The sequence below is a fragment of the Sphingomonas insulae genome, assembly GCF_010450875.1.
Lineage (GTDB): Bacteria > Pseudomonadota > Alphaproteobacteria > Sphingomonadales > Sphingomonadaceae > Sphingomonas > Sphingomonas insulae.
On record NZ_CP048422.1, the window covers coordinates 1,545,735 to 1,571,267 of the forward strand.

The following is a 25,533-nucleotide window of genomic DNA, read 5'->3' on the forward strand; positions in this document are numbered from 1 at the left end:
CCGTTCCAAGACGAATTGGATATTCCTCATTCCGCCCGAGAACGTAATGACTTTTGCCAAACGGTGCGCACAGGTCTGCCGCAGGAATGCCGTCGCTCGCATGATGGGGGGATGGACAAAGTGGCACGCCCGCTGGCCCATCACCGTACGATGCTGGCTTTCCACCAATCGACATTTGTCTCGCCGGTGCAGCATTCCGTCGGCCACACGGACCCTTCCGAAGCGTGGCGCGTGTTAGGCGCATGACCATTTTCGACATCGATCTCGACCTGCCCGGCTGGGCGCAGCGGCTCAGCGGGGTCGCGGCGTTCGTGCTCGCGCTCGCGCTGCTGCACCGCGTTATGCTCGTGGTGTTGCGGCGCCTTGCCGCGCGTACCGCGACCCGGACCGACGACATCCTGATCGCCCGGCTGGGCCGGCCGACGTTCTGGCTGGTGATCGGCATCGCGCTGGCGGCGTCTGGGCCGGGGCTGGATCTGCCGCGCTATTGGGAAACGATCTGGCAGCGGGTGCTCGGCCTTGCGATGCCGGCGATATTCGGCTGGATGCTGCTGGCGGCGCTGACCGCCTATCGCGACCTCAGTGAGGTGCGGTTCGACATCAGCGCGGCGGACAATCTGCGGGCGCGGCGCCGGCGGACGCGAATCGGCATCCTGCACCGGATCGGCGTATTCCTGCTGGTGATGCTGACCGTCATGATGATGCTGATGAGCATTCCATCGGTGCGCACGATCGGCGTCACGCTGGCGGCGTCGGCGGGCGTCGCCGGTCTGGCGATCGGTGCCGCGGCCCAGCCGGCGCTGAAGAACCTGATCGCCGGTATCCAGATGGCCTTCACCGAGCCGATCAGGATCGACGACGTCGTCATCATCGACAACGAATGGGGACGGATCGAGGATATCCGGCTGACCTATGTCGTCGTGCGCATCTGGGACGATCGCCGGTTGGTGGTGCCGGTGTCCAAATTTCTCGAGAACAGCTTCCAGAACTGGACGCGGGAGACGAGCGCGCTGCTGGGGTCGGTGTTCTGGTATCTCGACCCCGCCGCCGACGTGCCGCGCATTCGCGACAAGCTGGCGGAGGTGGTGCGCGCCAGCCCGCGTTGGGACCAGAGGTTCTTCAATCTCCAGGTCACCGATTCCAAGCCCGACGGGACGATGGAGGTGCGCGGGCTGATGACGGCCAAGGACGCCTCGACCGCCTTCGACCTGCGCTGCGAGGTGCGCGAGGCGATCTATGCGTTCATCCGCGCGGACATGCCGGAGGCGCTGCCGCGCGACCGCTTCATGCGTGCGCCGGCTGATCCTCGTCCTGCTGCTCCGGCTCCAGCGGATTTGCCATCAGCGCATCCGTGAAGGTCTTGCGCCACCAGCCGATATCCTCGCGGCTGATGACGTCCATCATCTTGCGCCAGCGCTCGATCCGTTCCTCGCGCGGCATGCGCAGCGCCATCATGATCGCGTCGGACATCTCCTCGGCGGAATAGGGGTTGATGAGCACCGCATCGGCAAGCTGGCTGGCCGCGCCGGCGAAGCGCGACAGGATGAGGACGCCGGGGTCCTCCGGGTTCTGCGCCGCGACATATTCCTTGGCGACGAGGTTCATGCCGTCGCGCAACGGCGTCACCAGCCCGATCTTGGCGGCGCGATAGATGCCGGCGAGTACATCGCGCGGATAGCCCTGGTTGACGTAGCGGATCGGAACCCAGTCGATATCAGCATAGGCACCGTTGATCCGGCCCGCGAGCCCTTCCAGGTTGCTGCGGATCTTCTGGTAGCTGCCCACCGTCGCGCGGCTGGGCGGCGCGATCTGGAGGAGGGTGACCTCCTTCCGCTCTTCGGGATGCTCGACGAGGAAGCGTTCATAGCCGAGGAAACGCTCTTCCAGCCCCTTGGAATAATCGAGCCGGTCGACGCCGACGATCATGTCGCGGCCCACGGCGGCATCGCGCATCTGCCGGAACGACAGCCGGCCGCGCGTGCTGGTGGCGAGGCCGGCGAATTCCTGCGCATCGATGCCGATCGGACAGGCCATCACCTTCACCTGGCGATCGCCGAGGTGAAGGTTGCCGTCGATCATCGCGGCACCCAGTTCGTGTTCGGCATAGTCGCAGAACGACTGGAGCCATTCCTCGGTATGGAAGCCGATGACGTCATAGGCGAACAGGCTGCGCACCAGCGCCTGCGCCTCGGGCAGGATCGACAGCAATCGGCGCGGCGGCCACGGGATGTGGAGGAAGAAGCCGAGACGGTTCTTCGACCCGCGCTTGCGCAACTCCTCGCCGAGCGGGAACAGGTGATAATCCTGGATCCAGACCGCATCGTCTTCTTCGATCAGTGGCTGGACGGTGTCGGCGAAGCGTTCGTTGACCCGCTGATATCCGCCGGCGAATTCGCGTTCGTATTCCGCCAGGTCGACGCGATAGTGGAACAGCGGCCACAGCGTGCGGTTGGCATAGCCGTTGTAATATTCCTCGATATCCTGTTCTTCGAGGTCGACGGTCGCGGTGGTGACGCCCTGGTTGCGCTGGAAGGTGATCTGGCCGGTATATTCGTCCGTCTGTTCGCCCGACCAGCCGAACCACATCCCCTTATATTCGCGCAACGCGGAGGCGAGGGCGACGGCCAGCCCGCCCTGCGCGCCGGAGTTGGAGCCGGTCGGCGCGGACACACGATTGGATATGATGATGAGACGGCTCAGCGGATCGAACTCCAGGGTTTGGACAACAGGGCGGCACAATTGATCATGCCCACCAACGAATAGGTCTGCGGGTAATTTCCCCACAATTCCCCCGATGTCGGGTCGATGTCTTCGGAAAGAAGGCCCGCTGCGGTGCGACGTGCCAGCATCTCGTCGAACAGCGCGCGCGCATCCGCCTCGCGCCCGGTGAAGTGCAGCGCCTCGATCAGCCAGAAGGTGCAGACGTTGAACGCGGTCTCGGGCAGGCCGAAATCGTCCTCGGTGTCGTAGCGCAGCATGTGACTGCCGCGGCGCAGGCCCTTTTCGACCGCATCGAGCGTACCGATGAAACGCGGATCGCCCGGTTCGAAGAAGCGCAGGTCGAGCAGCTGGATCAGGCTGGCGTCGAGGTCGTCGCCCGCGAACGTCGCGGACATGCGGTTGGTGTCCGGCCGCCAGGCGCTCGCTTCGATCTGGTTGCGGATGCGATCGGCGCGATCCTGCCAGAAGTCGCGACGTTCCGGCAGGTCGAGGGCGTGCGCGGCGTTGGCGAGCCGGTCGCACGCCGCCCAGCACATCGCCGAGGAATAGGTGTGGACGCTCTGCCGTGTGCGCAGCTCCCATAGCCCGGCATCGGGCTGGTCGTGGAACTGCCAGGCACGCTCGCCGACATGTTCGAGCCGTTCGAAATCCTCGCGCCCCGACTGGCGGAACAACCGCTGGTCGAAGAAGGCGTGAACGCTGCACAGCACGATCTGGCCATAAGCGTCGTGCTGGATCTGTTCATAGGCCTGGTTGCCGACGCGCACCGGTCCCATGCCGCGATAGCCGGCGAGCGCGGGCGCGAAGCGTTCCTCCAGCGTCGCTTCGCCGAGCACGCCGTACAACGGCTGGATGTGCCCGCCCGCGGCGCTGTCGACGATGTTGCGGAGGTAGCCGAGATAGCCCTCCAGCACGTCGAGCGCACCCAGCCGGTTGAGCGCCTGCACCGTATAATAGGCATCGCGGATCCAGCAGTAACGATAGTCCCAGTTGCGTTCCGACCCCGCATGTTCGGGGATCGATGTGGTGAGCGCCGCGACGATCGCGCCGGTCTCCTCATGCTGGCACAGCTTCAGCGTGATCGCCGAGCGGATGACGACATCCTGCCATTCCAGCGGGATGGCGAGACCGCGGACCCATTCCTGCCATTCGGCAGTGGTCTGCGCCAGCATCGCATCGAGCGTTTCGGCAAGGTCGCCGCTGAAGCTTTCGTCCGGACCGAGGAAGAAATGCAGCGGCCGTTCCAGTCGGAACGTGCGCTCCTCCTGCACCATGCCGATCGGTGCGGTGGTGGTGAGGCGCAGCTGCATCGAATCGAGCAGGATGCGCAGGTGGTTCGATCCGCCGATCTGTTCGCGGCAGGTGCCGCCCCAGCCGCACGTGGTGCGCAGCTGGACCGTTACCCGCGGCGAACCGTGCACCGGGCGGACGATGCGCGCGAAGGCGACCGGGCGATACGTCCGCCCCGAACGGGCGAAGCGCGGGCAGAAATCGACCACCTCCAGCACGTTGCCGGCGTTGTCGGTGTGCGTGCTGACCAGGATCGGAGTGTTGCGGATGTAATGCTGTTCGACGCTGACCGAATTTTCGATCGCGATCGACCAATAGCCGCCATCGGGCTCCGCACCGCCGACCAGCGCCGAGAACAGCGGATCGCCATCGACGCGCGGGACGCAGGCCCAGACGAAGCGGCCGGCGCGATCGACCAGGGCGCTGACCTGGCAATTGCCGATCGGCCAGAGATCCACGGAAACGGCGGATTCAGGGACTGGACCGACGGTCATTGGCCAAGGCTTTCGGTTGCGGCTTCGAGCCAGGAGAGGGTCTGCGCGACGCCGTCGAGCCGCCATGTCGCCGCGGTGGCGCGGGGCGCGCCGATCAGCACGCCCGCGCCGCCGAGGTCGCGCGCAGCGATCATCGCGGGTTCGTCGGTGTCGTCGTCGCCCAGGAACACCGGCGTGCGTCCGGCGAACAACGGCGCCTGCATCAGGGCGTTGAGCGCGGTCCCCTTGTCGGCGCCGGCGACGCGCACCTCGATCATCATCTTGCCGGTCTGCAAGTGCAGCCCCGCGTCGGCGGCGAGCCCGGTCGCAAGGTCGCGCGCGGCGCCCTCGGCGGCGGGGACGGCGCGATAGTGGAGCGCGGCACCGAGCGGCTTCTCCTCGACCAGGACGCCGTTTGTTGCAGTTGCGAACGCTTTCATCTGCACGACTATACGGTCGAGGGCGGCGGGTCGTTCCGCGCGGTCGTGGCGACCGTCGGGCCATGCGACCTCCAGCCCGTGGCTGCCGGAGATGGCGAAATGCGGATCGCCGAACAGCGCGCGGATGCCCGCCACCGGACGCCCGGAGATGATCGCGACCCGGCCATCGAGCGCCGCACTGAGCCGATCGATCAGCCCGCCCAGCCGGGCATCCACCGCGACGGCATCGGGATGGTCCTGCAATTCGACGAGCGTGCCGTCGAAATCGAGGAACAGCGCGGCGTCGCGCAGCAGGTCGGCGGGGGGCGGGGGGAGGTGCGTCACGCAGCGGCGTGTCGGGGATCGGGCGGGGAGGGTCAAGGCGGTGCATGGGCCGCGCCGAGTCGGCCGGCGCGGAAGTTGCCGAAGTTGACGGCACGTGTCGTCCGGAACGCGCCCCCGCACCGTCCCGCCGACGAAGCGGGGCGACGGGGCGGCGGGAATGGGCATCGGCGGAAGATATCGTGGCGGCGGCGTGTAGGACAGCGGTTTGTCCTGCCGTTGGTGGATTGAGGGGTGGGGCTGATGCCAGATCGAGGGTTACTTCCGCTTACGCCCAGTTGCGGCCGCTCGTTCCTCTAATCGCCAGCGCTCGACGGCACATTCGGTGAAGCGCAAGCATGCACAATATTCTCATCGCGCACGGCGATCACGCCCGCGGCAGCGGTCTTGCTCAACTTGCTCGTCGTCATTGCTAGCAGCTGCTGATGCGGGACGGCTTTTGTCGGCCGTTGAGAAAATAAGCTGCTGATGTCACCTGGGTGTTCGAGGAGCGCTGTCACATGAGTGTACGATCGATATTCGCTGCATGGTTGGCGGGCGCATCGCTGATTGTGACGGCCACGCTTCCCACCTGGGCGTCTTCGCGTCGGCCTGATGTTGGGACCACCGAGCCGGCGCTGGCGATCGTGCTACGTCCGGAGACGGACGCATCTCACCGGGTTATCGGCATTAGCATCGAGGAACGGATCACCATGGCCGGGGCACCTCAGCGATTGAGGTTGTCGGCACCCGTGCGGTTTGCCGGCATGGTGCCAGTCGGCTCGGTCGTCTCTGACTTCACGGTCGCGGATGCCGGCGGACGAGCCAGCACCAGCACCAGCGAGGTGGCGACCCCTGCCGGTCCAGCTCGACGCTGGACGAGTGACCGCGATCTGAACGGTGACGTGATCGTCCGCTATCGACTGCCGTTGACGCCGTTCGCGCAAGGCGGGCCGCCCTATGGCATGAAGGCGGCCGGTCTGGGCGTCGCGGGGAATAGCGGCAGCTTGCTTGTACTGCCCGAGATTCAGGGTCTGCGCCGATCGACCCTGCATTGGGATTTGTCGCGCATGGCCTCCGGATCCAGCGGCGTCATCGCCGGCGGCACGGATATGCTGATCGTGCATGGGTCGCCCGAGGCCCTGATCGATCGATGGATAATGGCAGGACCGCTGAAGGCAGGGCAGAAGCGACCCGGCGAAAGCTTCAACGCCTTTACGCTCGGCGCCCCGCCCTTCGATGCGACGGCAATGATGGCCTGGTCACGCCGGGTCTACACGTCGCTCGCGGACACCTTCGGCTATCTCGGCAAACCTCGTTACCTTCTCGCGATCCGCGCGCTCGATGCGCCGTCGTTCGCCACTGGCACGGCGTCGGTCGCCAATGGCGCGAGCCTCATCACGGTGGGATCACCGACTTATCTGCCGGGACAAGACGTGGAGCGGGTAAAAGGAACCATCGCTCACGAGATGACGCACAACTGGGTGGGGCAGTTTGGCGATCGACCAGCTCCCTGGTTCAACGAGGGGCTCACCGTCTACGTCTCGGCTACGCTGCCATGTGAGGTCGGCCTTCGACAATGGAGCGATTGCGCTGGTGAAATCGGCAAATGGGCCAAGGACTATTACGGCAGCGAGGCACGGAACTGGACCATGGACAGAATCGAGGCGACACCCTTCGCTTGCGAGGACGTACGACGGGTGCCTTATGGACGCGGCATGATGTACTTCGCCAACCTCGACGCGCAGATCCGGGCGGCCTCCGACGGACGTCGGACACTGCTGACGGCGCTGCGCCCGTTGTTCGAAGACCGCCGCGCTGGCCAGCCGCTGACGATGCAAGGCTGGGAGGCTTGGCTGAAACGCGAACGAGGACCAGACGCGGTCGCCTCGTTCCGCGACACAGTGCTGGAAGGCAGCATGATTGTGCCAGCGCCGAACGCCTTTGGCGATCGGCTGCGGGCTCGTCCGACTCGCTCGACGAGCGGCGGCCGGACCTACGACGGTTACGAGTGGCAAGCGATTTGACCCGGAAGCCGCCCTTCCGCCAAAACCCTTGGCAACGGTTCAACGCAGGGAGTTCGCCCCCCGTCAGCTCAACCGGCCTAGGCCCGACGCCACGCGCCCGGTGCAAGATCGTCCAGCGTCCAGTCGCCGATGCTCCAGCGGATCAGGCGCAGGGTCGGGTGGCCCACGGCTGCGGTCATGCGGCGGACCTGGCGGTTACGGCCTTCGGTGATGGTGAGCGATAGCCAGGTGTCGGCGATGGACTGGCGGACGCGGATGGGGGGCGTCCTGGGCCAGAGCATCGTCGGCGGCGCAATGCGCGCGGCTGTGGCGGGGCGGGTCGGGCCGTCCTTCAGCGTGACGCCGCGGCGCAGGCGGTCGAGGGCGTCGTCGTCCGGCGTCCCTTCGACCTGCACCCAATAGGTCTTGGGCAGCTTGAACCGCGGATCGGCGATACGCGCCTGCAGCCGGCCGTCGTCGGTCAGCAGCAGCAGCCCCTCGCTGTCGCGATCGAGGCGCCCGGCCGGATAGACATCGGGTACGGCGATATGGTCGGACAGCGTCGCGCGGGTCGTCGGGCTGCCGCGATCGGTGAACTGGCTGAGGACGTCGTACGGCTTGTTGAACAGGATCAGCACGGCGGCTAGGCCGCGAGCTTCGTCATCCAGCCCTCGGCATGCGCGAACGCGGGTGCATCGTCGACGTCGAGCCAGTCGAGATCGCTGCAATCGACGATCTTCGCCGACCCTTCCGCGGCGAGGATGCGGACGCCCTCGGTCAGCGACGGGCTGTCGAGCGTTTCCAGCGCATCGAAAAAGCGATGCGAGATCGCGAAGACGCCGGTGTCATAGCAATCGTGCGGCTCCAGCTCCTTGCCGATGCCGACGATCGCATCGCCGTGCGTCGCGACGCAGGTGACGTCGAGCGGGTCGACCCAGGCATGGCCGAGGCGACGGTCGATGCCGAGGCGCAGCCCGTCGCCGGCGCCGGCCTTCGCCAGCCGGCGATAATGGCGCGGCAGGACGAGGTGGTCGCACATCGCCATCACCGCGCCCTCCGGCCCGATCAGCGCCCGTGCCGCCAGCGCGCTGACGCCGTTGGGCTGGTGCCAGTCGGCCATCACCGTCAGCACCTCGACCGGCCAGCTGCGGGCGGCGAGGTGCGCGGCGATCGCGTCGGCACCATAGCCCAGCGTCACGACGACGCGGGTCAGCCCCGCCGCCGCCATGCTGTCGAGCGCATGGTCGATCAGCGCGCGCCCAGCGACCGGGCAGAGCGGCTTGAACGGCGTCACCGAACGAAGCCGGCTGCCCTGTCCGGCGGCGAGCAGCAGGCCCGTGGCGATCATCAGGCGGCCTTGATGAAGTCCTCGACCGCGATCTGGGCGAGGTCGTCGGTCATCTGGTGGCGCGGGTGCTTGCAGAAATACGCCGATGCGGGGTCGATCACGCCGGCGATGCCACGGTCCTTGGCGATCGCGGCGCAGCGGATCATGTCGATCGCGACGCCGGCGCTGTTTGGCGAATCCTCGACCGACAGGCGCAGTTCGAGGTTCATCGGCACGCCGCCGAACATCTGGCCTTCCATGCGCAGGAAGCAGACCTTGTTGTCGTTCTGCCACGGCACATAGTCCGACGGGCCAATGTGGACGTTGTCGTCGTCGAGCCGTTCCGCCGCCACCGACTGCACCGCTTCGGTCTTCGAGATCTTCTTGGATTCGAGGCGGCGGTGGTTGGACATGTTGAGGAAGTCGGTGTTGCCGCCGGTGTTGAGCTGGTAGGTGCGGTCCAGCTTGACGCCGCGCTTGGCGAACAGGTCGGTCAGCACGCGGTGGACGATCGTCGCGCCCAGCTGCGCCTTGATGTCGTCGCCGATGATCGCGACGCCGGCATCCTCGAACTTCTTCGCCCAGACGGGGTTGGATGCGATGAAGACGGGGATGTTGTTGACGAAGGCGACGCCCGCTTCCAGCGCGCATTCGGCGTAGAATTCGGTCGCTTCCTGGCTGCCGACCGGCAGATAGTTCATCAGCACGTCGGTGCCCGACGCTTTCAGCTCGGCAACGATCTCCGCCTTCGAGGCCTGCGTGTCGTTGGCGACGATGAAGGTGCGGTCGTCCTTATAGTCGGCCATGTGGTCGGCGACGCCGTCCAGCACCGCGCCCATCTTCACGATGGTGCCGGTCGCGGGCAGGTTCGCGGCGAACACGGCGGTGCAGTTCGGCTTGGCGAACACCGCCTCGGCGACATCCTTGCCGACCTTGCGCGCATCGACGTCCCAGGCGGCGACGACCTTGATATCCGACGGCTTATAGCCGCCAAGGTCCCAGTGCATCAGGCCGACGAGATCGTTGGCGCCTTCGCGATAATGCTCCAGCCCCTGGACGAGCGAACTCGCACAGTTGCCGATGCCGACGATGGCGATGTTGATGCTCTTCATGAATGACCCTGTTCGCTTTGATAAAGAATGGACTGCGGCATAATGCCGTGAACGAAACGGCGCTCGATGCGCCGGTGACGATAGAGGCCGATCGCGGTGACCAGCGTCAGTGGTACGATCTCGAACCACCAGAAGATGCGCGGATTGCCGATCAGGCAGGCAAAGCAGATCGCCCAGACGCGGACGTTGGCGGTCAGCAGCGACTGGAGCCGCATCACCGGCACCGCGGCAGCGGCATAGGCCGCGGCGAACGCGGGGCGGTCCTCGGCGGCGCCGAAACGGCGTTCGAACGGCATCGACAGGCGGTCGACGCTGCCGGCGACGCTGTCGTACAGGCGCACCAGGATCATGCCGGTCGGCGTCGGCACCGCGGCGAGCGGCAGCCCGCGGGTGCGGCGATGGAAACGGGCGCGCTCGCCCTCGTACAGGCTCGACTGTACGGCATGCGCGGCCGCGGCGGTGAGCGCCAGCACCCACCCGTCCAGCGTGCCGACCGTCCAGGCGAGCGAGAGGTAGATCAGCGCGAAGACGCCATGGTCGCACAGCCCGTCGAGCGTGCGGCCGAGGGCGCTTGCGGTCTTGGTGGCGCGCGCGATCATGCCGTCGAGGCCGTCGGCGATCAGCCACGCGACCGAAAAGACGAGGCCGACCAGCGCCATCGCCGGGGCGTGCCAGTGGGAATAGGCCGCCGCGGCGATCGTGCCGCAACCCAGCCCGATCACCGACACCGCATTCGCCGACACACCGTGCCGCAGGGCATACGGCAGCAAGGCGTGCGACGCGGGATGAATCAGATAGAGATTCGATGGGTCCTCGATCCGGCGATCGCGCGAGCCATCCCGGGGAGGCGGTGTCATCAGGCGTTCATATTGCGCCTTTAAGAACGCAAACGCAATATTGTACCGGACGGTCTAGGGAACGTTTCGCCGCAACTCGTCGAGCCATATGGCGGCGGTGCCGTCCGATGGCGCCCGCCAGTCGCCCCGCGGGCTGAGCGCGCCGCCGCCCGACACCTTCGGACCATTGGGAATGGCGGACCGCTTGAACTGGCTGAGTTGGAAGAAGCGGACGAGGAAGCGCTCCAGCCAATGCTTGATCGTCGGCAGGTCGTAGGCGACGCGCGCCTCGGCCGGACAATCCTCTGGCCATGCGCCCGCCGCCGCATCGCGCCACGCATGCCAGGCGAGGAACGCGATCTTGGACGGCGCCAGCCCGTGGCGCACGACGTGATGCGCGAAGAAGTCGTTCAGCGCATACGGCCCGATCATCGATTCGGTGCTCTGCATCGCGCCGGTCTCTGCATCGGCCGGGACCAGTTCGGGCGAAATCACCTGCGACAGGATGGTCGACAGCACCTGATTGGTCGCCGCGTCATATTGCCGTTCGCGGATGCACCAGCGGATCAGGAACTGGATCAACGTCTTGGGCACGCCCGCGTTGACCGCATAATGGCTCATCTGGTCGCCGACGCCATAGGTGCACCAGCCGAGCGCCAGCTCGCTGAGGTCGCCGGTGCCGAGCACGATGCCACCGCGCTGGTTGGCGAGGCGGAACAGGTAATCGGTGCGCAGGCCCGCCTGCACGTTCTCGAACGTCACGTCGTACACCGGTTCGCCGCTGGCGAAGGGGTGGTCCATGTCGGCGAGCATCTGGCGCGCGGCGGGGCGGATGTCGATCTCCGCCGCGGTACAGCCGAGCACGCGCATCAGCGCCCAGGCATTGCCTTTGGTCGCCTCGCCGGTGGCGAAGCCGGGCATGGTGAAGGCGAGGATGTCGCTGCGCGGCCGGTCGAGCCGGTCCATCGCCTTTGCCGCGACGATCAGCGCATGCGTCGAATCGAGGCCGCCGGACACGCCGATGACCAGCGTCTTCGACTGCGTCGCGGACAGGCGCTTGGCGAGCGCTTCGACCTGGATGTTGAAGGCTTCGTAGCAATCCTCGTCGCGGCGGCCGGGATCGTCGGGAACGAAGGGAAAGCGCTGCGCCGGCCGTTCCAGCCCGACGTCGGCCAGGGCGGGGCGATGCGCGAAGCCGATGCGGCGGAACCGCGTTTCCGGATGCCCCGCCGCCGCCGCCGCATCGTTGAACGTGCCGTTGCGCAGCCGTTCCTGCACGATGCGTTCCAGGTCGATGTCGGCGGCGACCAGTTCGGGCGCCTGCTCGAAGCGCCGCGATTCGACCAGCAGATCGCCCAATTCGTAGATCAGGCCCTGTCCGTCCCAGGCGAGATCGGTGGTGCTCTCCCCCGGCCCCGCGGCGGAATAGACATAGGCGCAGGCGGTGCGTGCGGACTGCGCCTGCGCCAGCAGCATGCGCTCGCGACCCTTGCCGATGACGATGTTGGACGCGCTGAGATTGCAGCAGACCGTCGCCCCCGCCAGCGCGCCGGCGGTGGAGGGCGGCGTCGGTGCCCAATAATCCTCGCAGATCTCGGCATGGACGACGAACCCCGGCACGTCGTCGGCGGCGAAGATCAGGTCGGGGCCGAACGGCACCTGCGCATCGCCGATGCCGATCGTCAGGTCGCGCAGGCCCAGCCCGGGGGCGAACCAGCGCTTCTCGTAATATTCGCGGTAATTGGGCAGGAAGCTCTTGGGCACCACGCCAAGGATGCGACCGCGGGCGAGCGCGGCGGCGCAATTGTACAGCCGTCCGTTGCGGACCAGCGCCACGCCGACCAGCAGCACCGGCGCCAGCGCGGCGGTCTGTTCCGCCACCGCCAGCAGCGCCGCCTCGCTCGCCCGCTGCTGCGCCGATTGCAGGTGCAGGTCGTCGATCGCGTAGGACGTCAGGTTGAGTTCGGGAAACACGACCAGGTCGATCCCGCGCGCATCCGCATCGCGCGCCATCGCCACCGTCGCGGCGACATTGGCGGCGATGTCGCCGACGCTGGCGAGCGGGGTCGCGGCGGCGACGCGGACCATCTGGTGGCGGTGGATCGAGTGGAAGGCGTGCGTCATCGCGTATCTTGCTAGCCGGGTTGGCCGGCCGGTGCCACGGGCAACGTGCAGGCGCCGCGGTGCGATCCGCGTCGTCGCGCGTTCCACCATGCTCATCACGGGAGCATAGCATGACCGACGACACCGCCATCCAGGCCCGCCGCCGCGAAATCGCGGTCGAGCATCTGCTGTTTAAGACGATCGAATATGTCGAGGCACAGCACCCCGGCCTGCTCGATCATCTGGAGGGCAGCCTCGACCACCTCGGCGATCCTGCACGCGACGGGACCAAGGACGACGATGCGGTCCGTGCGATCGCCCGCCGCATGATCGCCGGGGCGCGAACGCAAGGCATGGGCTGAGGCAGGGGGGGGGGCGCCGCCCCGGACTTGTGCCGGGGGCCACCGGCCGGCAAGGGCATCGCGCGCACCGCCGGCCGCACGCCCGCGGCGCAGCGGACGCCGGCACAAGTCCGGGGCGAGGGAGAGCGTGGCGATGACGACGGTGTACGGGATCAGGAATTGCGACACGGTGAAGAAGGCGCGGGCCTGGCTGGATGCGGCGGGCGTCACTTATGATTTTAACGATTACAAGACCGCCGGGATCGATGCGGAGCGGCTGCGGCGCTGGGTCGACCGCCTCGGCTGGGAAGCCTTGCTCAACCGCGCCGGCACGACGTTCCGCAAGCTGCCCGATGCCGACAAAACGGGACTCGACGCAGATCGGGCGATCGCACTGATGCTGGCGCAGCCGTCGATGGTAAAACGCCCGGTAATCGAAAGGGGCGACGTCCTGCTGGTCGGCTTCAAGCCCGACGCATGGGCGGAGCGGTTCCAGGCGCCGTCCGGATCGGTGGAATAGGACCGGGCCTTCTCGCGCGCTCGTCGATTACAGTTTGGTTCACGCGGAGGCGCGGAGGCGCGGAGGTGTCGCGTTCGGGGGGTGTGGTGCGCCCACCCTTGATCCGTCATCCGACGCATGTCGGACCCGTGGCCTCGGTGCGCTCACTCCTGATCCGTCATCCCGACGTACGTCGGGACCCACGGGCACGCTGACGGCAGCGTCGGTCCCGACCCTCCGACCGCACCGCGACCATGGGTCCCGACGTACGTCGGGATGACGAAAAATGGCGTGCGTGATCGGCGCCCGGCTTACTCCCGCGGCCACGCCCCGGCGCCCGGCGCCCGGCGCCCCATCGCCAGCCCTCTTACTTCTTCTCCGCGCCTCCGCGCCTCCGCGTGAACCGAACCTTCCTCGCGACCTTCACGCGCACCAATCCCGTCATCCCGCGCCGCACTACGCCTTGTACAAGGCCTCCAGCCGCTCGCCGTACACGCCGCGGATCACATGGCGGCGGATCTTCAAGCTCGGCGTCAATTGCTCGTTTTCGATCGCGAACGGCGCATCGGCCAGCACGAAGCGGCGGATGCGCTCGGTGACCGACAGGTCCTTGTTGACCCGCTCGATCGCCTGGCCGATCGCGGTGCGATAGGCGCTGTTTTCGGCCAGCTTCTCGAACTTGCACGACGTGCCGTTCGCCGCGCACCATTCCTGCGTCCAGTCCGGGTCGGGCACCACCAGTGCGACCATATAGGGGCGGCGGTCGCCGGCGATCATCGCCTGCACGATCTCGGGCTGCAACGTCAGCATGCCCTCGACCTTCTGCGGCGCGACGTTCTCGCCCTTGTCGTTGATGATGAGGTCCTTCTTGCGATCGGTGATCCTGATCCGCCCCTTGGCGTCGATCTCGCCGATGTCGCCGGTGTGCAGCCAGCCGTCCTTCAGGACGCGCGCCGTCTCCGCCTCGTTGCGCCAGTAACCGTGCATCACCAGCTCGCCGCGCACCAGGATTTCGCCGTCGGGCGCGATCACCACCTCGGTATCGTCCAGCGGGGGGCCGACCGAATCCATGCGGATGCCTGCCCGCGGCCGGTTGCAGGATATCACCGGTGCCGCCTCGGTCTGGCCATAGCCCTGCAGGAAGGTGACGCCCAGCGACTGGAAGAACAGCCCGACCTCCGGCGTCAGCGGCGCACCGCCCGACACCATCGCCTTCATCCGCCCGCCGAATTTCTTCGCGATCTTAGGGCGGAACAGCGTGCGCACCAGCAGCTGCGCGGGCCGGTCGACCAGCCGCACACGGCCGTCGTTTTCCTTTGCGCCGATATCGAGCGCCCTCGCCAGCAGATAGGACGACATGCCGCCCTGCTTCTCGATCGCCTTGCTGATCCGCGTGCGCAGCACCTCGAACAAGCGCGGCACGACGAACATGATCGTCGGGCGCACCTCTTCGATATTCGCCGCCAGCTTGTCGAGGCTCTCGGCATAATAGATCTGGCCGCCCAGTCCGATCGGGAAATGCTGCCCGCCGGTATGTTCATAGGCGTGGGAGAGGGGGAGGAACGACAGGAACACCTCGTCGTCCCAACCGAAATCCTCGGATATCACCGCCGCGCAGCCCTTGGCGTTGTGCAGGATCGCGCCATGGTGCTGCATCACCCCGCGCGGCGCGCCGCCGGTGCCGCTGGTGTAGATGATGCAGGCGAGGTCGTCGCGCTGGAAGGTCGCCTGCGCCTCGGCCACCGCCGGGTCGGTCGGATGGTCGGCGATCAGCGTGCGCCAGTCGTGGAAGTCGATGCTGCCCTGCGGCGCCCGCATCGCATCGATGCCGATGACCGTCTGTCCGCGGTTGGAGCGCAGCACCGCCTGCAACAGCGTCTTGGCGAGCTTTTCGGTCGACACGATGATCGCGCACGCGCCCGAATCGGCGATGATATGCGCGTGGTCGCGTTCGGTGTTGGTGATGTAGGTCGGCACGGTGATGCAGCCCGCCGCCATGATGGCAAGGTCGCTGATGCACCATTCCGGGCGATTCTCGCTCACCAGCATCACGCGGTCGCCGGGCTTGATGCCGGCCGCCTTCAGCCCGGCGGCGAGGGCGGCGACCTGTCGCGCCGCCTCCGCCCAGCTGGTCGCCGTCCACGTTCCGCCGATCTTCGCCCACAGGAACGGCGCATCGCCCTTTTCCCGCGCGCGCGTGAAGAACATCGTGACGAGGTTGGGAAAGGGTTCGAGGCTGCGCGCGGGGGACTGGGTCAACGGGGCTCTCCTGATGCGGCGGCGCTCATCGGGCCGCCGTCGTCATGTCATTCGGACGGGCGGTTGGCGACCGGCGCCATCGGCGTCGGGCGGGCGATGACGCCATCCTCGCCGATCGCGACGCCCTCGCTGCGCGGGTCGGCGGCGCCGATCCAGCGGCCCTGCCGCCATTCGATCGCATTGGCCTTCAGCCCCATCGGCGCGACCTGCACCCGTTCGCCAAGCGCGACGAGGGCCGGCTGCAACGTCGCCGCGGGCGTCCCCGCCTCCAGCGTCGCGACCGCGCCGGGGGCGTAGACGAGGCCCAGCCGGATGGCGTCCTCGGCCGACAAATTCCAGTCGAGCACGCCGACCAGCGCCTTGGCGATCTGTGCGATGATCGTCGATCCGCCCGCCGCGCCCACCGCCAGCCGCACGCTGCCGTCGGCATTGTAGACGATCGTCGGCGCCATCGAACTGCGCGGCCGCTTGCCGCCCTCCACCCGGTTGGCGACCAGATACGGCGCGCCGGCGGGTCCCGTGGCGACGGGCACGATGTCGAAATCGGTCAGCTGGTTGTTCAGCACCGTGCCGTCGACCACCAGGCCTGATCCGAACGGCCCTTCGACGGTGGTCGTCACCTCGACCACGTTGCCGTCGCGATCGGCGACGGCAAGGTCGGTGGTGCCCGCCACCTCGCTGACCGGGGCGGGGGTGCGGGCCGGCGCGCCCGGCGGCGTGCCGGCGGTGACGTTCGCCATCGTCGCATCAGGCGAGATTAGCGCGGATCGCGACGCGAGATAGGCGGGATCGAGCATGCCCTTCACCGGCACGCGGACATAGTCGGGGTCGCCGACGTACAGGTTGCGATCGGCATAGGCGAGGCGCGAGGATTCGGCGAACAGGTGCCAGGCGACGGGCGATTCCTTGCCGAGCTTGCCCATGTCGAACCGTTCGAGCTGCTTCAGGATCATCATCACCGTGATCCCGCCCGACGACGGCGGCCCCATGCCGCAGATCCTGTAGCTGCGGTACGGCACGCAGATCGTGTCGCGGGGGCGGGCGTCGTAGCTGGCAAGGTCGTCGGTCGTCATCTTCGACGGGTTGCGCGCCGCGCCGTTCACCGCCGCGACAATCTTCGCCGCCTGCGGCCCGACATAAAAGCTGTCCGGCCCCTGGCGGGCGATCCGCTGGAGCAGCGCCGCCTGCGCCGGATTGCGCAGGATGCCGTCGGCGGGAACGGTGAAGGTCGCAATCGCCTCCGGCGTCAAATGGTCGCCGAACGATTCGCCCGAATGCCGGAAACGCGGACTGACGCGAAAGCCGTCGCGGGCCAGCCGGATCGCCGGTTCGAACAATCTGGCCCAGGGCAGCTTGCCCGCCTGTCGATGCGCCAGCGCCATGCCGCGCAGCGCGCCCGGCACGCCGACGCTGCGCCCGCCCGGCACCGCGTTCGGATGGCTCAGCGGCTGGCCGCTCGCGTCGTAGAACCATTTGCCGTCGGCGGCGGCGGGGGCGGTTTCGCGCGCGTCGATCGTCGTGACCTTGCCCGTCTTCGCCGCATGGCTGACCCAGAAGCTGCCGCCGCCGATGCCCGAACTCTGCGGCTCGACGACGTTCAGCGCCAGCATCGTCGCGATCGCGGCATCGGTGGCGCTGCCGCCCGCCTTCAGGATTTCGACCCCCGCCGCGGCCGCCCGCGGATCGGCGGCGCTGACCATGCCCGGCGCCCCGGCGGCCGCCTTGGCATGTTGGCGCGCGACGGGCGGGCTGCCGGCCGCATGGGCGGCGGGCGGGACGCTCGCCAGCAGGGGGGCGATCGCGATCAACAGTGTCTTCATCGCCGCAAAGCCTAACGGCTGGTCCGGCGAGGGCAACCCGCTTGTGCTACCCCGCCGCTACGGCATCGGCGATGCTCGCATGGCCATCGCGGACGAGGCAGGCGTCGAGGGCGGCGAGGATGCGCCGCGCGAGGCCCGGCCCCTCGAACACCAGCGCCGAATACAGCTGCACCAGGCTCGCGCCCGCCCGGATGCGGGCATAGGCCTCCGCCCCGCTGTCGATCCCGCCCGCCGCGATCAGCGCGATGCCGCCGCCAGTCGCGCTGCGCACGTCGGCCAGCCGCTGCCGCGCCAGCACCGCCAGCGGCGCTCCCGACAGCCCGCCGGTCTGGTCGGCGTGCGGCGATCGCAGCGGCGGGCGCGAGACGGTGGTGTTGCCCATGATGATCGCATCCAGCCGATGCGCGATCGCCGCGCGTGCGATCCCGTCGATCGCCGCCGTATCCAGATCGGGCGCGACCTTCAGGAACAGGGGCGTGTCTCCCCGCGCCGCTGTGCACGCGGCCAGCAGGTCGTCCAGCGCCGCGCCGTGTTGCAGGTCGCGCAGCCCCGGCGTATTGGGCGATGAGATGTTGATCGTGACATAGTCGGCGATCGGCGCGGCGGCGGTGACGCCCGCGACGTAATCGGCGACGCGGTCGGCCGCATCCTTGTTGGCGCCGACGTTGATGCCCAGCCGGCCGGTGCCGCGCGTCGCGCGCCGCGCGCGCGCCAGTCCCGCCTCGAGCCCGCCGTTGTTGAACCCCATCCGGTTGATGACCGCACGATCCGCAACCAGCCGGAACAGCCGCGGCTTGGGGTTGCCGGCTTGGGGCAGGGGCGTCAGCGTCCCGATCTCCACCGCGCCGAAGCCCAGCCCGAACAACCCCGCGATCGCCACCCCGTCCTTGTCGAGGCCGGCGGCGACGCCGAGCGGATTGGCGAACGTCAGCGCGCCGATCCGGGTGGCGAGGCGGGCATTCGCCTTCGCGGCGGGGTAGGGCAGCGTCGCCCGCACGCCCAGCGCCTTCAGCGTCAGGGCGTGCGCACGCTCGGCATCGAGGGCGAAGAGTAGCGGGCGAAGGGCATAGGACATGGCGATCGCCCATCGCATCGCGGCCGGCGAAGGTCAAAGCGCGCGTCCCGCATGCGCACATACGCTCATACCTACAACCGTCATCCCGGCGAACGCCGGGACCCATGGACGCACACGGCTGCTGAGTGGCGCTGTCATTTGCCGATCGTATCCATGGGTCCCGGCGTTCGCCGGGATGACGGAACAGGTGTAGCGTTACGCTCCCCATTGACCGCAGCGCACAAAAGCCTATCTGGCAATCGGATCGAATTGATCCGATTTGCGAGCCGTTCTCAACAGGCCGGCCGCGACAACCCAGTTCGGAGCCGATGCGCCTCAGCAGCCTAGCCGATTATGCGGTCGTCATGATGTCCGCCGCCGCGCGCCATTGCGGTGGCGCGGCACGACTGAATGCGACCCTGCTCGCCGAGGAAACCGGTGTGCCGCTGCCGACCGCGCAGAAGCTGGTCAGTCGCCTGTCGAGCGCCGGCCTGATCGAAAGCGCGCGCGGCACCGGCGGCGGTTTCCGCCTCGCGCGCCCCGCCGCGGCGATCAGCCTCGCCGACATCATCGAGGCGGTCGAAGGGCCGATCCAGATGACCTCGTGCGTCGAGGGCAGCCGTCACGATTGCGCTATCGAGGGCAGTTGCCAGGTCCGCCCGCACTGGGGCGTCGTCAACGAAGCGGTTCGCGGCGCGCTTGCCGGCGTATCGCTCGCCCGCCTGTCCCGGGCGCCTACCCCCACTCACGATCCCATTCCCGCCCCTATCGGCGAACAGGTGTAACCATGGCGACCAAGAACGCAGAGGCCTATGCGGCCGTCTCCAAGACCTACGAATGGGGCTTTTCGTCCGACATCGAACAGGACTTCGCGCCCAAGGGGCTGAGCGAGGACACCGTCCGCTACATCAGCGCCAAGAAGGACGAGCCCGAATGGATGCTCGACTGGCGGCTTAAGGCGTTCCGCCTGTGGCAGACGATGGAGGCGCCGGACTGGGCCAAGCTCAACGTGCCCCCGATCAACTATCAGGACGCTTATTACTACGCCGAACCCAAGGCGAAGCCCAAGCTGGGGTCGCTGGACGAGGTCGACCCCGAGATCCTGCGCGTCTACGAAAAGCTCGGCATCCCGATCGCCGAGCAGAAGATGCTCGCCGGCGTCGAGGACCTCGATGCGGACGGCAACCCCAAGCGCCGCGTCGCGGTCGACGCGGTGTTCGACAGCGTCAGCGTCGCCACCACCTTCCGCAAGGAGCTGGAGGCTGCCGGCGTCATCTTCCGCTCGATCAGCGAGGCGATCCGCGAATACCCCGATCTGGTCCGCAAGTGGCTGGGCAAGGTCGTGCCGCAGCGCGACAATTACTTCGCCACGCTCAACAGCGCGGTCTTTTCCGACGGCACCTTCGTCTACATTCCCGAGGGCGTTCGCTGCCCGATGGAGCTGTCGACCTATTTCCGCATCAATGCCGAAAACACCGGCCAGTTCGAACGCACGCTGATCGTCGCCGACAAGGGGAGCTATGTCAGCTACCTCGAAGGCTGCACCGCCCCGATGCGCGATGAGAACCAGCTCCACGCCGCCGTGGTCGAGCTGGTCGCGATGGACGATGCCGAGATCAAGTACTCGACCGTCCAGAACTGGTATCCGGGCGATGAAAACGGCGTCGGCGGCATCTACAATTTCGTCACCAAGCGGGCGCTCTGCCAGGGCAAGAACAGCAAGGTGTCGTGGACGCAGGTCGAAACCGGCAGCGCGATCACCTGGAAATACCCCAGCTGCGTGCTGGCGGGCGACGGCTCGGTCGGCGAATTCTACTCGGTCGCCGTCACCAACAACCGCCAGCAGGCGGACACCGGCACCAAGATGATCCATCTGGGCAAGAACACCCGGTCGACCATCGTGTCGAAGGGGATCAGCGCCGGCCGCTCCGACAACACCTATCGCGGCCTCGTCCGCGTCGGCCCGACCGCGGAGAACGTCCGCAACTTCACCCAGTGCGACAGCCTGCTGCTGGGCGACCAGTGCGGCGCCCACACCGTGCCGTACATCGAGGTCAAGAACCCGAGCGCGCAGATCGAGCACGAGGCGACGACGTCGAAGATCAGCGAAGACCAGCTTTTCTACGCCATGAGCCGCGGCCTCGATCAGGAAGCCGCGGTGGCGTTGATCGTCAACGGCTTCGCCCGCGAAGTGCTGCAACAGCTGCCGATGGAATTCGCCGTCGAGGCACAAAAGCTGCTGGGGATTTCACTTGAAGGCAGCGTGGGGTGACCGCCGCCGCCCCGCTGTCCTCCGTCATTCCCGCCTTCGCGGGAATGACGAGGTCAAGAGGGCAGGCGTCCGAAGGCCGCGACAGTTTATCGATTTAAGACGGATCAAAGATGCTCAAGATTGAAAACCTCCACGCCGAAATCGACGGCAAGCCGATCCTCAAGGGACTCTCGCTCGAAGTGAACGCGGGCGAGATCCACGCGATCATGGGCCCGAATGGCGCGGGCAAGTCGACGCTCGGCTATGTCCTCGGCGGTCGTCCCGGTTACGAGGTGACCGAAGGCTCGATCACCTTTGCCCCTGAAAACGGACAACCCCAGGACCTGCTCGAACTCGCCCCCAACGAGCGCGCCGCGGCGGGCGTGTTCCTCGGCTTCCAGTATCCGGTCGAAATCCCCGGCGTCAGCAACGTCCAGTTCCTGCGCGAGGCGCTGAACGCGCAGCGTGCGACGCGCGATGAGAAGCCGCTGTCGGGCGCCGAATTCCTGAAGCTCGCCCGCGCGCAGGCGGCAAGCCTCGAAATGGATGCCGAGATGCTCAAGCGTCCCGTCAACGTCGGCTTCTCCGGCGGCGAGAAGAAGCGCAATGAGATGGTTCAGATGGGCATCGTCAACCCGAAGTTCGCGATCCTCGATGAAACCGACAGCGGCCTCGACATCGACGCGCTGCGCATCGTCGGCGACGGCATCAACCGCATCATGCGCGCGCCCGACAAGGCGGTGCTGCTCATCACCCACTACCAGCGCCTGCTCGATTACGTGCAGCCCGATTTCGTCCACGTCCTCGCCGATGGCCGCATCGTCCGTTCGGGCGGCGCCGACCTCGCGCACGAACTGGAGCGCGAGGGCTATGCGGGGGTGGCTGCGTGATGATGTTCACGCGCAACCGCGAAGTTGCGAAGAGGGTGGTTCACGCGGAGGCGCGGAGGCGCGGAGGGTGCGTCGCACGCGGTGCGGTCCCGCGGATCATCGCTAACGATCATGACATAGCCCTGACGGGCGAGAAGAAGCCACGCGCCGCAGGCGCAATCATCCTCTCTTCTTCTCCTCCCCTTCTTCTCCGCGCCTCCGCGCCTCCGCGTGAAACATCGTCTTCTCTTCGCGTCTTCGCGTCTTCGCGTGATAATCTCTCTCCGACCAGAGCCGCAGCATGACCCTCGACCTCCCCACCACCCGCGAGGAAGCCTTCCGCTGGGCGGACATGCCCGCGATCGAGGCCGCACGCGCCCTCCCGGCCGCGGCGATCGCAACGCCCGACCCGATCCTCGCCGATGCCGCACGCCTCGTGTTCGTCGGCGGCGCGCTGATCGAGCGGACCGGTGACCTGGCGATCGCCGACGACACCGTCGCCAGCGACCATGCGCTCGCCCGCTTCGCCTCGGGCCGGGGCCATCGCATCACGCTCGCCCCCCGCACCGTCACGGCGATCGAGATCACCCGCGTCAACGCCGGCGAAGATAGCCATACCCCGCTCGTCATCACCCTCGGCGAAGACGCGGTGCTGACGCTGGTCGAGAGCTTCACCGGCGCCGGCTGGACCAATACGCTGACCCGCTTCGACCTCGGCAAGGGCGCCCGCGTCATGCGGGCCGTCCGCGTCGTCCAGTCGGCCGGCTTCGTCTCGACCCGCGACGAAGTGAGCATCGCCGAAGCCGCCAGCTTCGTCTCGGTGGCGCTGGGCGCGACGGGGGCCGGTACCCGGCTCGACGCGGCGCTTACCCTCAATGGCGATGGCGCCTATGCCGAACTCGGCGGTGCGCTGCTGACCCGCGACGACCAGCGCCAGGAATGCGCGGTGCGCGTGCGCCATGCCGCGCCCAATGGCCAGTCGCACCAGCTCTGGCGCGCCGTCGCCGCCGATCGCTCCACCGTCAGCCTCGCCGCCGCGGTCGAGGTCGCGCGCGACGCGCAGAAGACCGACGGCGAACAGTCGCTCCGCGGTCTGTTGCTGAAGCGCACCGCGACGGTGAACCTCAAGCCCGAGCTGGAGATTTTCGCCGACGACGTGAAATGCGCGCATGGTGCGACGATCGGCGAACTCGACGATCGCGCCCTGTTCTACATGCAGAGCCGCGGCATCCCCGAACCCCGCGCGAAAGCCCTCCTGACCCGCGCCTTCGTCGCCGACGCGCTCGACCGCATCGCCGACGACACCGTGCGAGACACGTTCGCGGCGGACGCGGATGCATGGCTGGAGCAAACGTTGTGACCGATCGTGGTCCCCGACGGGGTCCGGTGTCCGGTGGCGAGCCAGCCATGATCGGCCGCCAGCCGATGCTTTCACGACCGGACCCCGGCCGCCGCCGGGCAACGCCGAAAGCCCGGCTGTGCCGCACGCAGCCCGCCTGTACCGGTGCAATGCCATCGGCCGTCCCGCACGCCGCGCTCATCCCGGCGGCATTGGGCGAGGGAGGATTCCCACGCGGACGTAGTGTCAACTTCGGCAACTTCCGCGCGATGGAACCCGCCGCATGATCGCCCCGGAAACCGCGCTCGACCGCGTCGCCGATTTCCCCGCCATCCCGGATGGTTGGGCCTATCTCGACACCGCCGCCACCGCGCAAAAGCCGCAGGCGGTGATCGATGCGATCACCCGCGGCTATGCCGAGACCTACGCCACCGTCCACCGCGGCGTGTACCAGCGCAGCGCCGACATGACGCTCGCCTATGAGGCGGCCCGCCAGAAGGTCGCGCGCTTCATCGGAGCGACCACCCCGGACGAGATCGTGTTCGTCCGCGGCGCGACGGAGGGGATCAACCTCGTCGCGCACAGCTGGGCGGCGACGCAGCTCAAGGCGGGCGACCGCATCCTGCTGTCGATGCTGGAGCATCACAGCAATATCGTGCCGTGGCAGATGGCGGCGGAACGCGTCGGCGCCGCCATCGACGTGGTGCCGCTCACGCCCGACCATCGCATCGACCTCGACGCGATGGAAAGCATGCTGACCGATCGGCACAAGCTGGTCGCGCTCGCCCATGTCTCCAACGTCCTCGGTTCGGTGCTCGATGCCAAGCGCGCGACCGACCTCGCGCACGGGGTCGGCGCGAAGATCCTGCTCGACGGGTGCCAGGCGGTGCCGCGCATCGCCGTCGACGTCGCCGCGATCGGCTGCGATTTCTACGTCTTCTCCGGGCACAAGCTGTATGGCCCGACCGGGATCGGCGTGCTGTGGGGCAGGGGGGCATTGCTGGACCGGATGCCGCCGTATCAGGGCGGCGGATCGATGATCGACCGCGTCAGCTTCGCGCGCACCACCTATGCCCCGCCACCGGGGCGGTTCGAGGCGGGGACGCCGCACATCGTCGGCGGCCTCGGCCTCGCCGCGGCGATCGACTATGTCGAGGGGATCGGCATCGATCGCATCCACGCCCACGAAACCGCATTGGTCCGCGATGCCCGCGCGGCGCTGTCCTCGCTCAATTCGGTCCGCCTGTTCGGGCCGGATGACAGCGCCGGCATCGTCAGTTTCGCGGTGGAGGGGGTGCATCCGCACGACGTCGGCACCATCTTGGACGAAGGACGCGTGGCGATCCGCGCCGGCCATCACTGCGCACAGCCGTTGATGGAGGCGCTCGGCGTCGACGCCACCGCACGCGCCAGCTTCGCGGTTTATAACGGGCCGCAGGATATCGAGGCGCTGGTACGCGGCGTCGAACGGGTAACGAGGATATTCGGATGAGCGATACATTCCGTATCGAGGAAGTCGACGCGGTCACCCCGCCGCCCAGGGCGCGGGTCGAGGATGTCGTCGACAACGCCGGGGTGGACCACGCCGGGTCGGAAGGGGCCGGGTCGGAAGGGGCCGGGTCGGATGGCACCGGGGCGGATGGCGCGGGGGCGGATACCCCCAAAGCGGAAGGCCGCGAGCGCGACTATCTGTCGGGCTTCCTCCAGCAGAAGCCGCAGGGCGAGGCGCCTGGCGAACCCGGCGGCGCGCTCTACGAAGCCGTCATCGACGCACTGAAGGAGATCTACGACCCCGAAATTCCGGTCAATATCTACGATCTCGGCCTCATCTACGGCGTCGAGATCACCGATGGCGGACAGGCGACGGTGATGATGACCCTCACCACCCCGCATTGCCCGGTGGCCGAATCGATGCCGGCCGAGGTCGAGATGCGCGTCGCCGCGGTGCCGGGCATTGCCTTTGCCGACGTCAACCTGATCTGGGACCCGCCATGGGACCCGCAGAAGATGTCCGACGATGCGAAACTAGAGTTGGGAATGCTTTGATGGCCACCACGTTACGCCAGCGCCCCGCGCCCCTGATCCTCACTGCGAACGCCGACGCGCGTATCGCCGACCTGATGGCGCGCGCACCCGACGGGGCGATCGGCGTCAAGCTGTCGACCCCGCGGCGCGGCTGTTCGGGCCTCGCCTATTCGGTCGACTATGTCACCGAAGCCAAGCCGTTCGACGAACGGATCGAAACGCCGGGCGGCACCCTGTTCGTCGATGGCGGATCGATCCTCTACCTCGTCGGATCGACGATGGACTGGGTCGAGGATGATTTCACCGCCGGTTTCGTCTTCGCCAATCCGAACGCCAAGGGCGCCTGCGGCTGCGGCGAAAGCTTCACGGTGTGATCTCGTCGTCATTGCGGGCGTAGCGAAGCGATCCAGTCACGGACTAGGACGCTCCGGATTGCGTCGCCACGCTTGCGGTGACGGATAAAAAGCC

At 67.6% G+C, this 25,533-nt stretch carries 22 protein-coding genes; 11 read left to right on the top strand and 11 right to left on the bottom strand.

All coding sequences use genetic code 11. The features are described from left to right. Nucleotides 1-242 precede the first annotated feature (242 nt). Complete coding sequence (locus tag GTH33_RS08850) at nt 243-1,355, top strand: mechanosensitive ion channel family protein (protein ID WP_163958103.1); 1,113 nt, start codon at nt 243-245, stop codon at nt 1,353-1,355. On the opposite strand, the gene otsA is transcribed toward GTH33_RS08850, so the two are convergent. Genes otsA through otsB form a run of 3 tightly spaced genes read right to left on the bottom strand, consistent with a single transcriptional unit; the run spans nt 1,285 to nt 5,248 of the window. After that, nucleotides 1,285-2,700, bottom strand: a complete 1,416-nt coding sequence (gene otsA, locus GTH33_RS08855) for an alpha,alpha-trehalose-phosphate synthase (UDP-forming) (protein WP_163959791.1) — start codon at nt 2,698-2,700, stop codon at nt 1,285-1,287. The genes GTH33_RS08850 and otsA overlap by 71 nt on opposite strands. After that, complete coding sequence (locus tag GTH33_RS08860; protein WP_163958104.1) at nt 2,697-4,505, bottom strand: glycoside hydrolase family 15 protein; 1,809 nt, start codon at nt 4,503-4,505, stop codon at nt 2,697-2,699. The genes otsA and GTH33_RS08860 overlap by 4 nt, the downstream gene beginning before the upstream one ends. Further along, nucleotides 4,502-5,248, bottom strand: a complete 747-nt coding sequence (gene otsB, locus GTH33_RS08865) for a trehalose-phosphatase (protein WP_163958105.1) — start codon at nt 5,246-5,248, stop codon at nt 4,502-4,504. The genes GTH33_RS08860 and otsB overlap by 4 nt, the downstream gene beginning before the upstream one ends. 527 nt (nt 5,249-5,775) lie before the next feature. Between otsB and GTH33_RS08870 the strand changes: the two genes are divergently transcribed. Then, entirely contained in the window at nt 5,776-7,251 is a 1,476-nt protein-coding gene (locus GTH33_RS08870; protein WP_163958106.1) for a M61 metallopeptidase family protein, read from the top strand. Nucleotides 7,252-7,328: 77 nt separating this feature from the next. Here the strand turns inward: GTH33_RS08870 and GTH33_RS08875 are convergent, their stop codons facing one another. The 5 genes from GTH33_RS08875 to GTH33_RS08895 are packed head-to-tail and all read right to left on the bottom strand — an operon-like array spanning nt 7,329 to nt 12,629. Next, entirely contained in the window at nt 7,329-7,868 is a 540-nt protein-coding gene (locus GTH33_RS08875) for a pseudouridine synthase (RefSeq protein WP_249055051.1), read from the bottom strand. Between the two features lie 5 nt (nt 7,869-7,873). Then, nucleotides 7,874-8,578 (bottom strand): NTP transferase domain-containing protein, encoded by a 705-nt coding sequence (locus tag GTH33_RS08880; RefSeq protein ID WP_163958107.1) that lies wholly within the window; start codon nt 8,576-8,578, stop codon nt 7,874-7,876. Then, on the bottom strand, nt 8,578-9,669 hold the full coding sequence (locus tag GTH33_RS08885; RefSeq protein WP_163958108.1) for an inositol-3-phosphate synthase: 1,092 nt from the start codon (nt 9,667-9,669) through the stop codon (nt 8,578-8,580). Before GTH33_RS08885 ends, GTH33_RS08880 begins: the two co-directional genes overlap by 1 nt. Further along, nucleotides 9,666-10,526: a CDP-alcohol phosphatidyltransferase family protein gene (locus GTH33_RS08890; protein WP_163958109.1), complete on the bottom strand. Its 861-nt coding sequence runs from the start codon at nt 10,524-10,526 to the stop codon at nt 9,666-9,668. The genes GTH33_RS08885 and GTH33_RS08890 overlap by 4 nt, the downstream gene beginning before the upstream one ends. A gap of 54 nt (nt 10,527-10,580) precedes the next feature. After that, entirely contained in the window at nt 10,581-12,629 is a 2,049-nt protein-coding gene (locus GTH33_RS08895) for an NAD(+) synthase (protein WP_163959795.1), read from the bottom strand. A 110-nt stretch (nt 12,630-12,739) separates the two neighbouring features. Between GTH33_RS08895 and GTH33_RS08900 the strand changes: the two genes are divergently transcribed. After that, the gene (locus GTH33_RS08900) at nt 12,740-12,970 is read left to right on the top strand and encodes a hypothetical protein (RefSeq protein WP_163958110.1); all 231 of its coding nucleotides are present in this window, start codon (nt 12,740-12,742) and stop codon (nt 12,968-12,970) included. A gap of 133 nt (nt 12,971-13,103) precedes the next feature. After that, nucleotides 13,104-13,469 (top strand): ArsC family reductase, encoded by a 366-nt coding sequence (locus GTH33_RS08905; protein ID WP_163958111.1) that lies wholly within the window; start codon nt 13,104-13,106, stop codon nt 13,467-13,469. Between the two features lie 435 nt (nt 13,470-13,904). On the opposite strand, the gene GTH33_RS08910 is transcribed toward GTH33_RS08905, so the two are convergent. The 3 genes from GTH33_RS08910 to GTH33_RS08920 form a co-directional block, all read right to left on the bottom strand. Continuing rightward, nucleotides 13,905-15,656, bottom strand: a complete 1,752-nt coding sequence (locus tag GTH33_RS08910) for an AMP-dependent synthetase/ligase (RefSeq protein WP_163959797.1) — start codon at nt 15,654-15,656, stop codon at nt 13,905-13,907. A gap of 98 nt (nt 15,657-15,754) precedes the next feature. Beyond that, complete coding sequence (gene ggt / locus GTH33_RS08915; protein ID WP_208404190.1) at nt 15,755-17,527, bottom strand: gamma-glutamyltransferase; 1,773 nt, start codon at nt 17,525-17,527, stop codon at nt 15,755-15,757. Nucleotides 17,528-17,573: 46 nt separating this feature from the next. Then, the gene (locus tag GTH33_RS08920) at nt 17,574-18,602 is read right to left on the bottom strand and encodes a quinone-dependent dihydroorotate dehydrogenase (RefSeq protein WP_163958112.1); all 1,029 of its coding nucleotides are present in this window, start codon (nt 18,600-18,602) and stop codon (nt 17,574-17,576) included. 308 nt (nt 18,603-18,910) lie between these two features. Here GTH33_RS08920 and GTH33_RS08925 point away from each other — a divergent pair, with 308 nt between their 5' ends. The 7 genes from GTH33_RS08925 (at nt 18,911) to GTH33_RS08955 (ending at nt 25,439) form a co-directional block, all read left to right on the top strand. Then, a complete protein-coding gene (locus tag GTH33_RS08925; protein WP_163958113.1) occupies nt 18,911-19,366 on the top strand; it encodes an SUF system Fe-S cluster assembly regulator in 456 nt (151 codons plus the stop codon). Nucleotides 19,367-19,368: 2 nt separating this feature from the next. Continuing rightward, nucleotides 19,369-20,853 carry a Fe-S cluster assembly protein SufB gene (sufB, locus tag GTH33_RS08930; RefSeq protein WP_163958114.1) on the top strand — a complete coding sequence of 495 codons (1,485 nt, stop codon included), beginning with the start codon at nt 19,369-19,371 and terminating at the stop codon, nt 20,851-20,853. 110 nt (nt 20,854-20,963) lie between these two features. Then, nucleotides 20,964-21,722, top strand: coding sequence for a Fe-S cluster assembly ATPase SufC (gene sufC, locus GTH33_RS08935; RefSeq protein ID WP_163958115.1), 759 nt, complete (start codon nt 20,964-20,966; stop codon nt 21,720-21,722). A gap of 280 nt (nt 21,723-22,002) precedes the next feature. Continuing rightward, entirely contained in the window at nt 22,003-23,061 is a 1,059-nt protein-coding gene (locus GTH33_RS08940; RefSeq protein ID WP_163958116.1) for a SufD family Fe-S cluster assembly protein, read from the top strand. A 262-nt stretch (nt 23,062-23,323) separates the two neighbouring features. Then, nucleotides 23,324-24,532 (top strand): cysteine desulfurase, encoded by a 1,209-nt coding sequence (locus tag GTH33_RS08945; RefSeq protein WP_163958117.1) that lies wholly within the window; start codon nt 23,324-23,326, stop codon nt 24,530-24,532. Beyond that, the gene (locus GTH33_RS08950) at nt 24,529-25,086 is read left to right on the top strand and encodes an SUF system Fe-S cluster assembly protein (RefSeq protein ID WP_163958118.1); all 558 of its coding nucleotides are present in this window, start codon (nt 24,529-24,531) and stop codon (nt 25,084-25,086) included. Before GTH33_RS08945 ends, GTH33_RS08950 begins: the two co-directional genes overlap by 4 nt. After that, a complete protein-coding gene (locus GTH33_RS08955) occupies nt 25,086-25,439 on the top strand; it encodes a HesB/IscA family protein (RefSeq protein WP_163958119.1) in 354 nt (117 codons plus the stop codon). Before GTH33_RS08950 ends, GTH33_RS08955 begins: the two co-directional genes overlap by 1 nt. Nucleotides 25,440-25,533 lie beyond the last annotated feature (94 nt).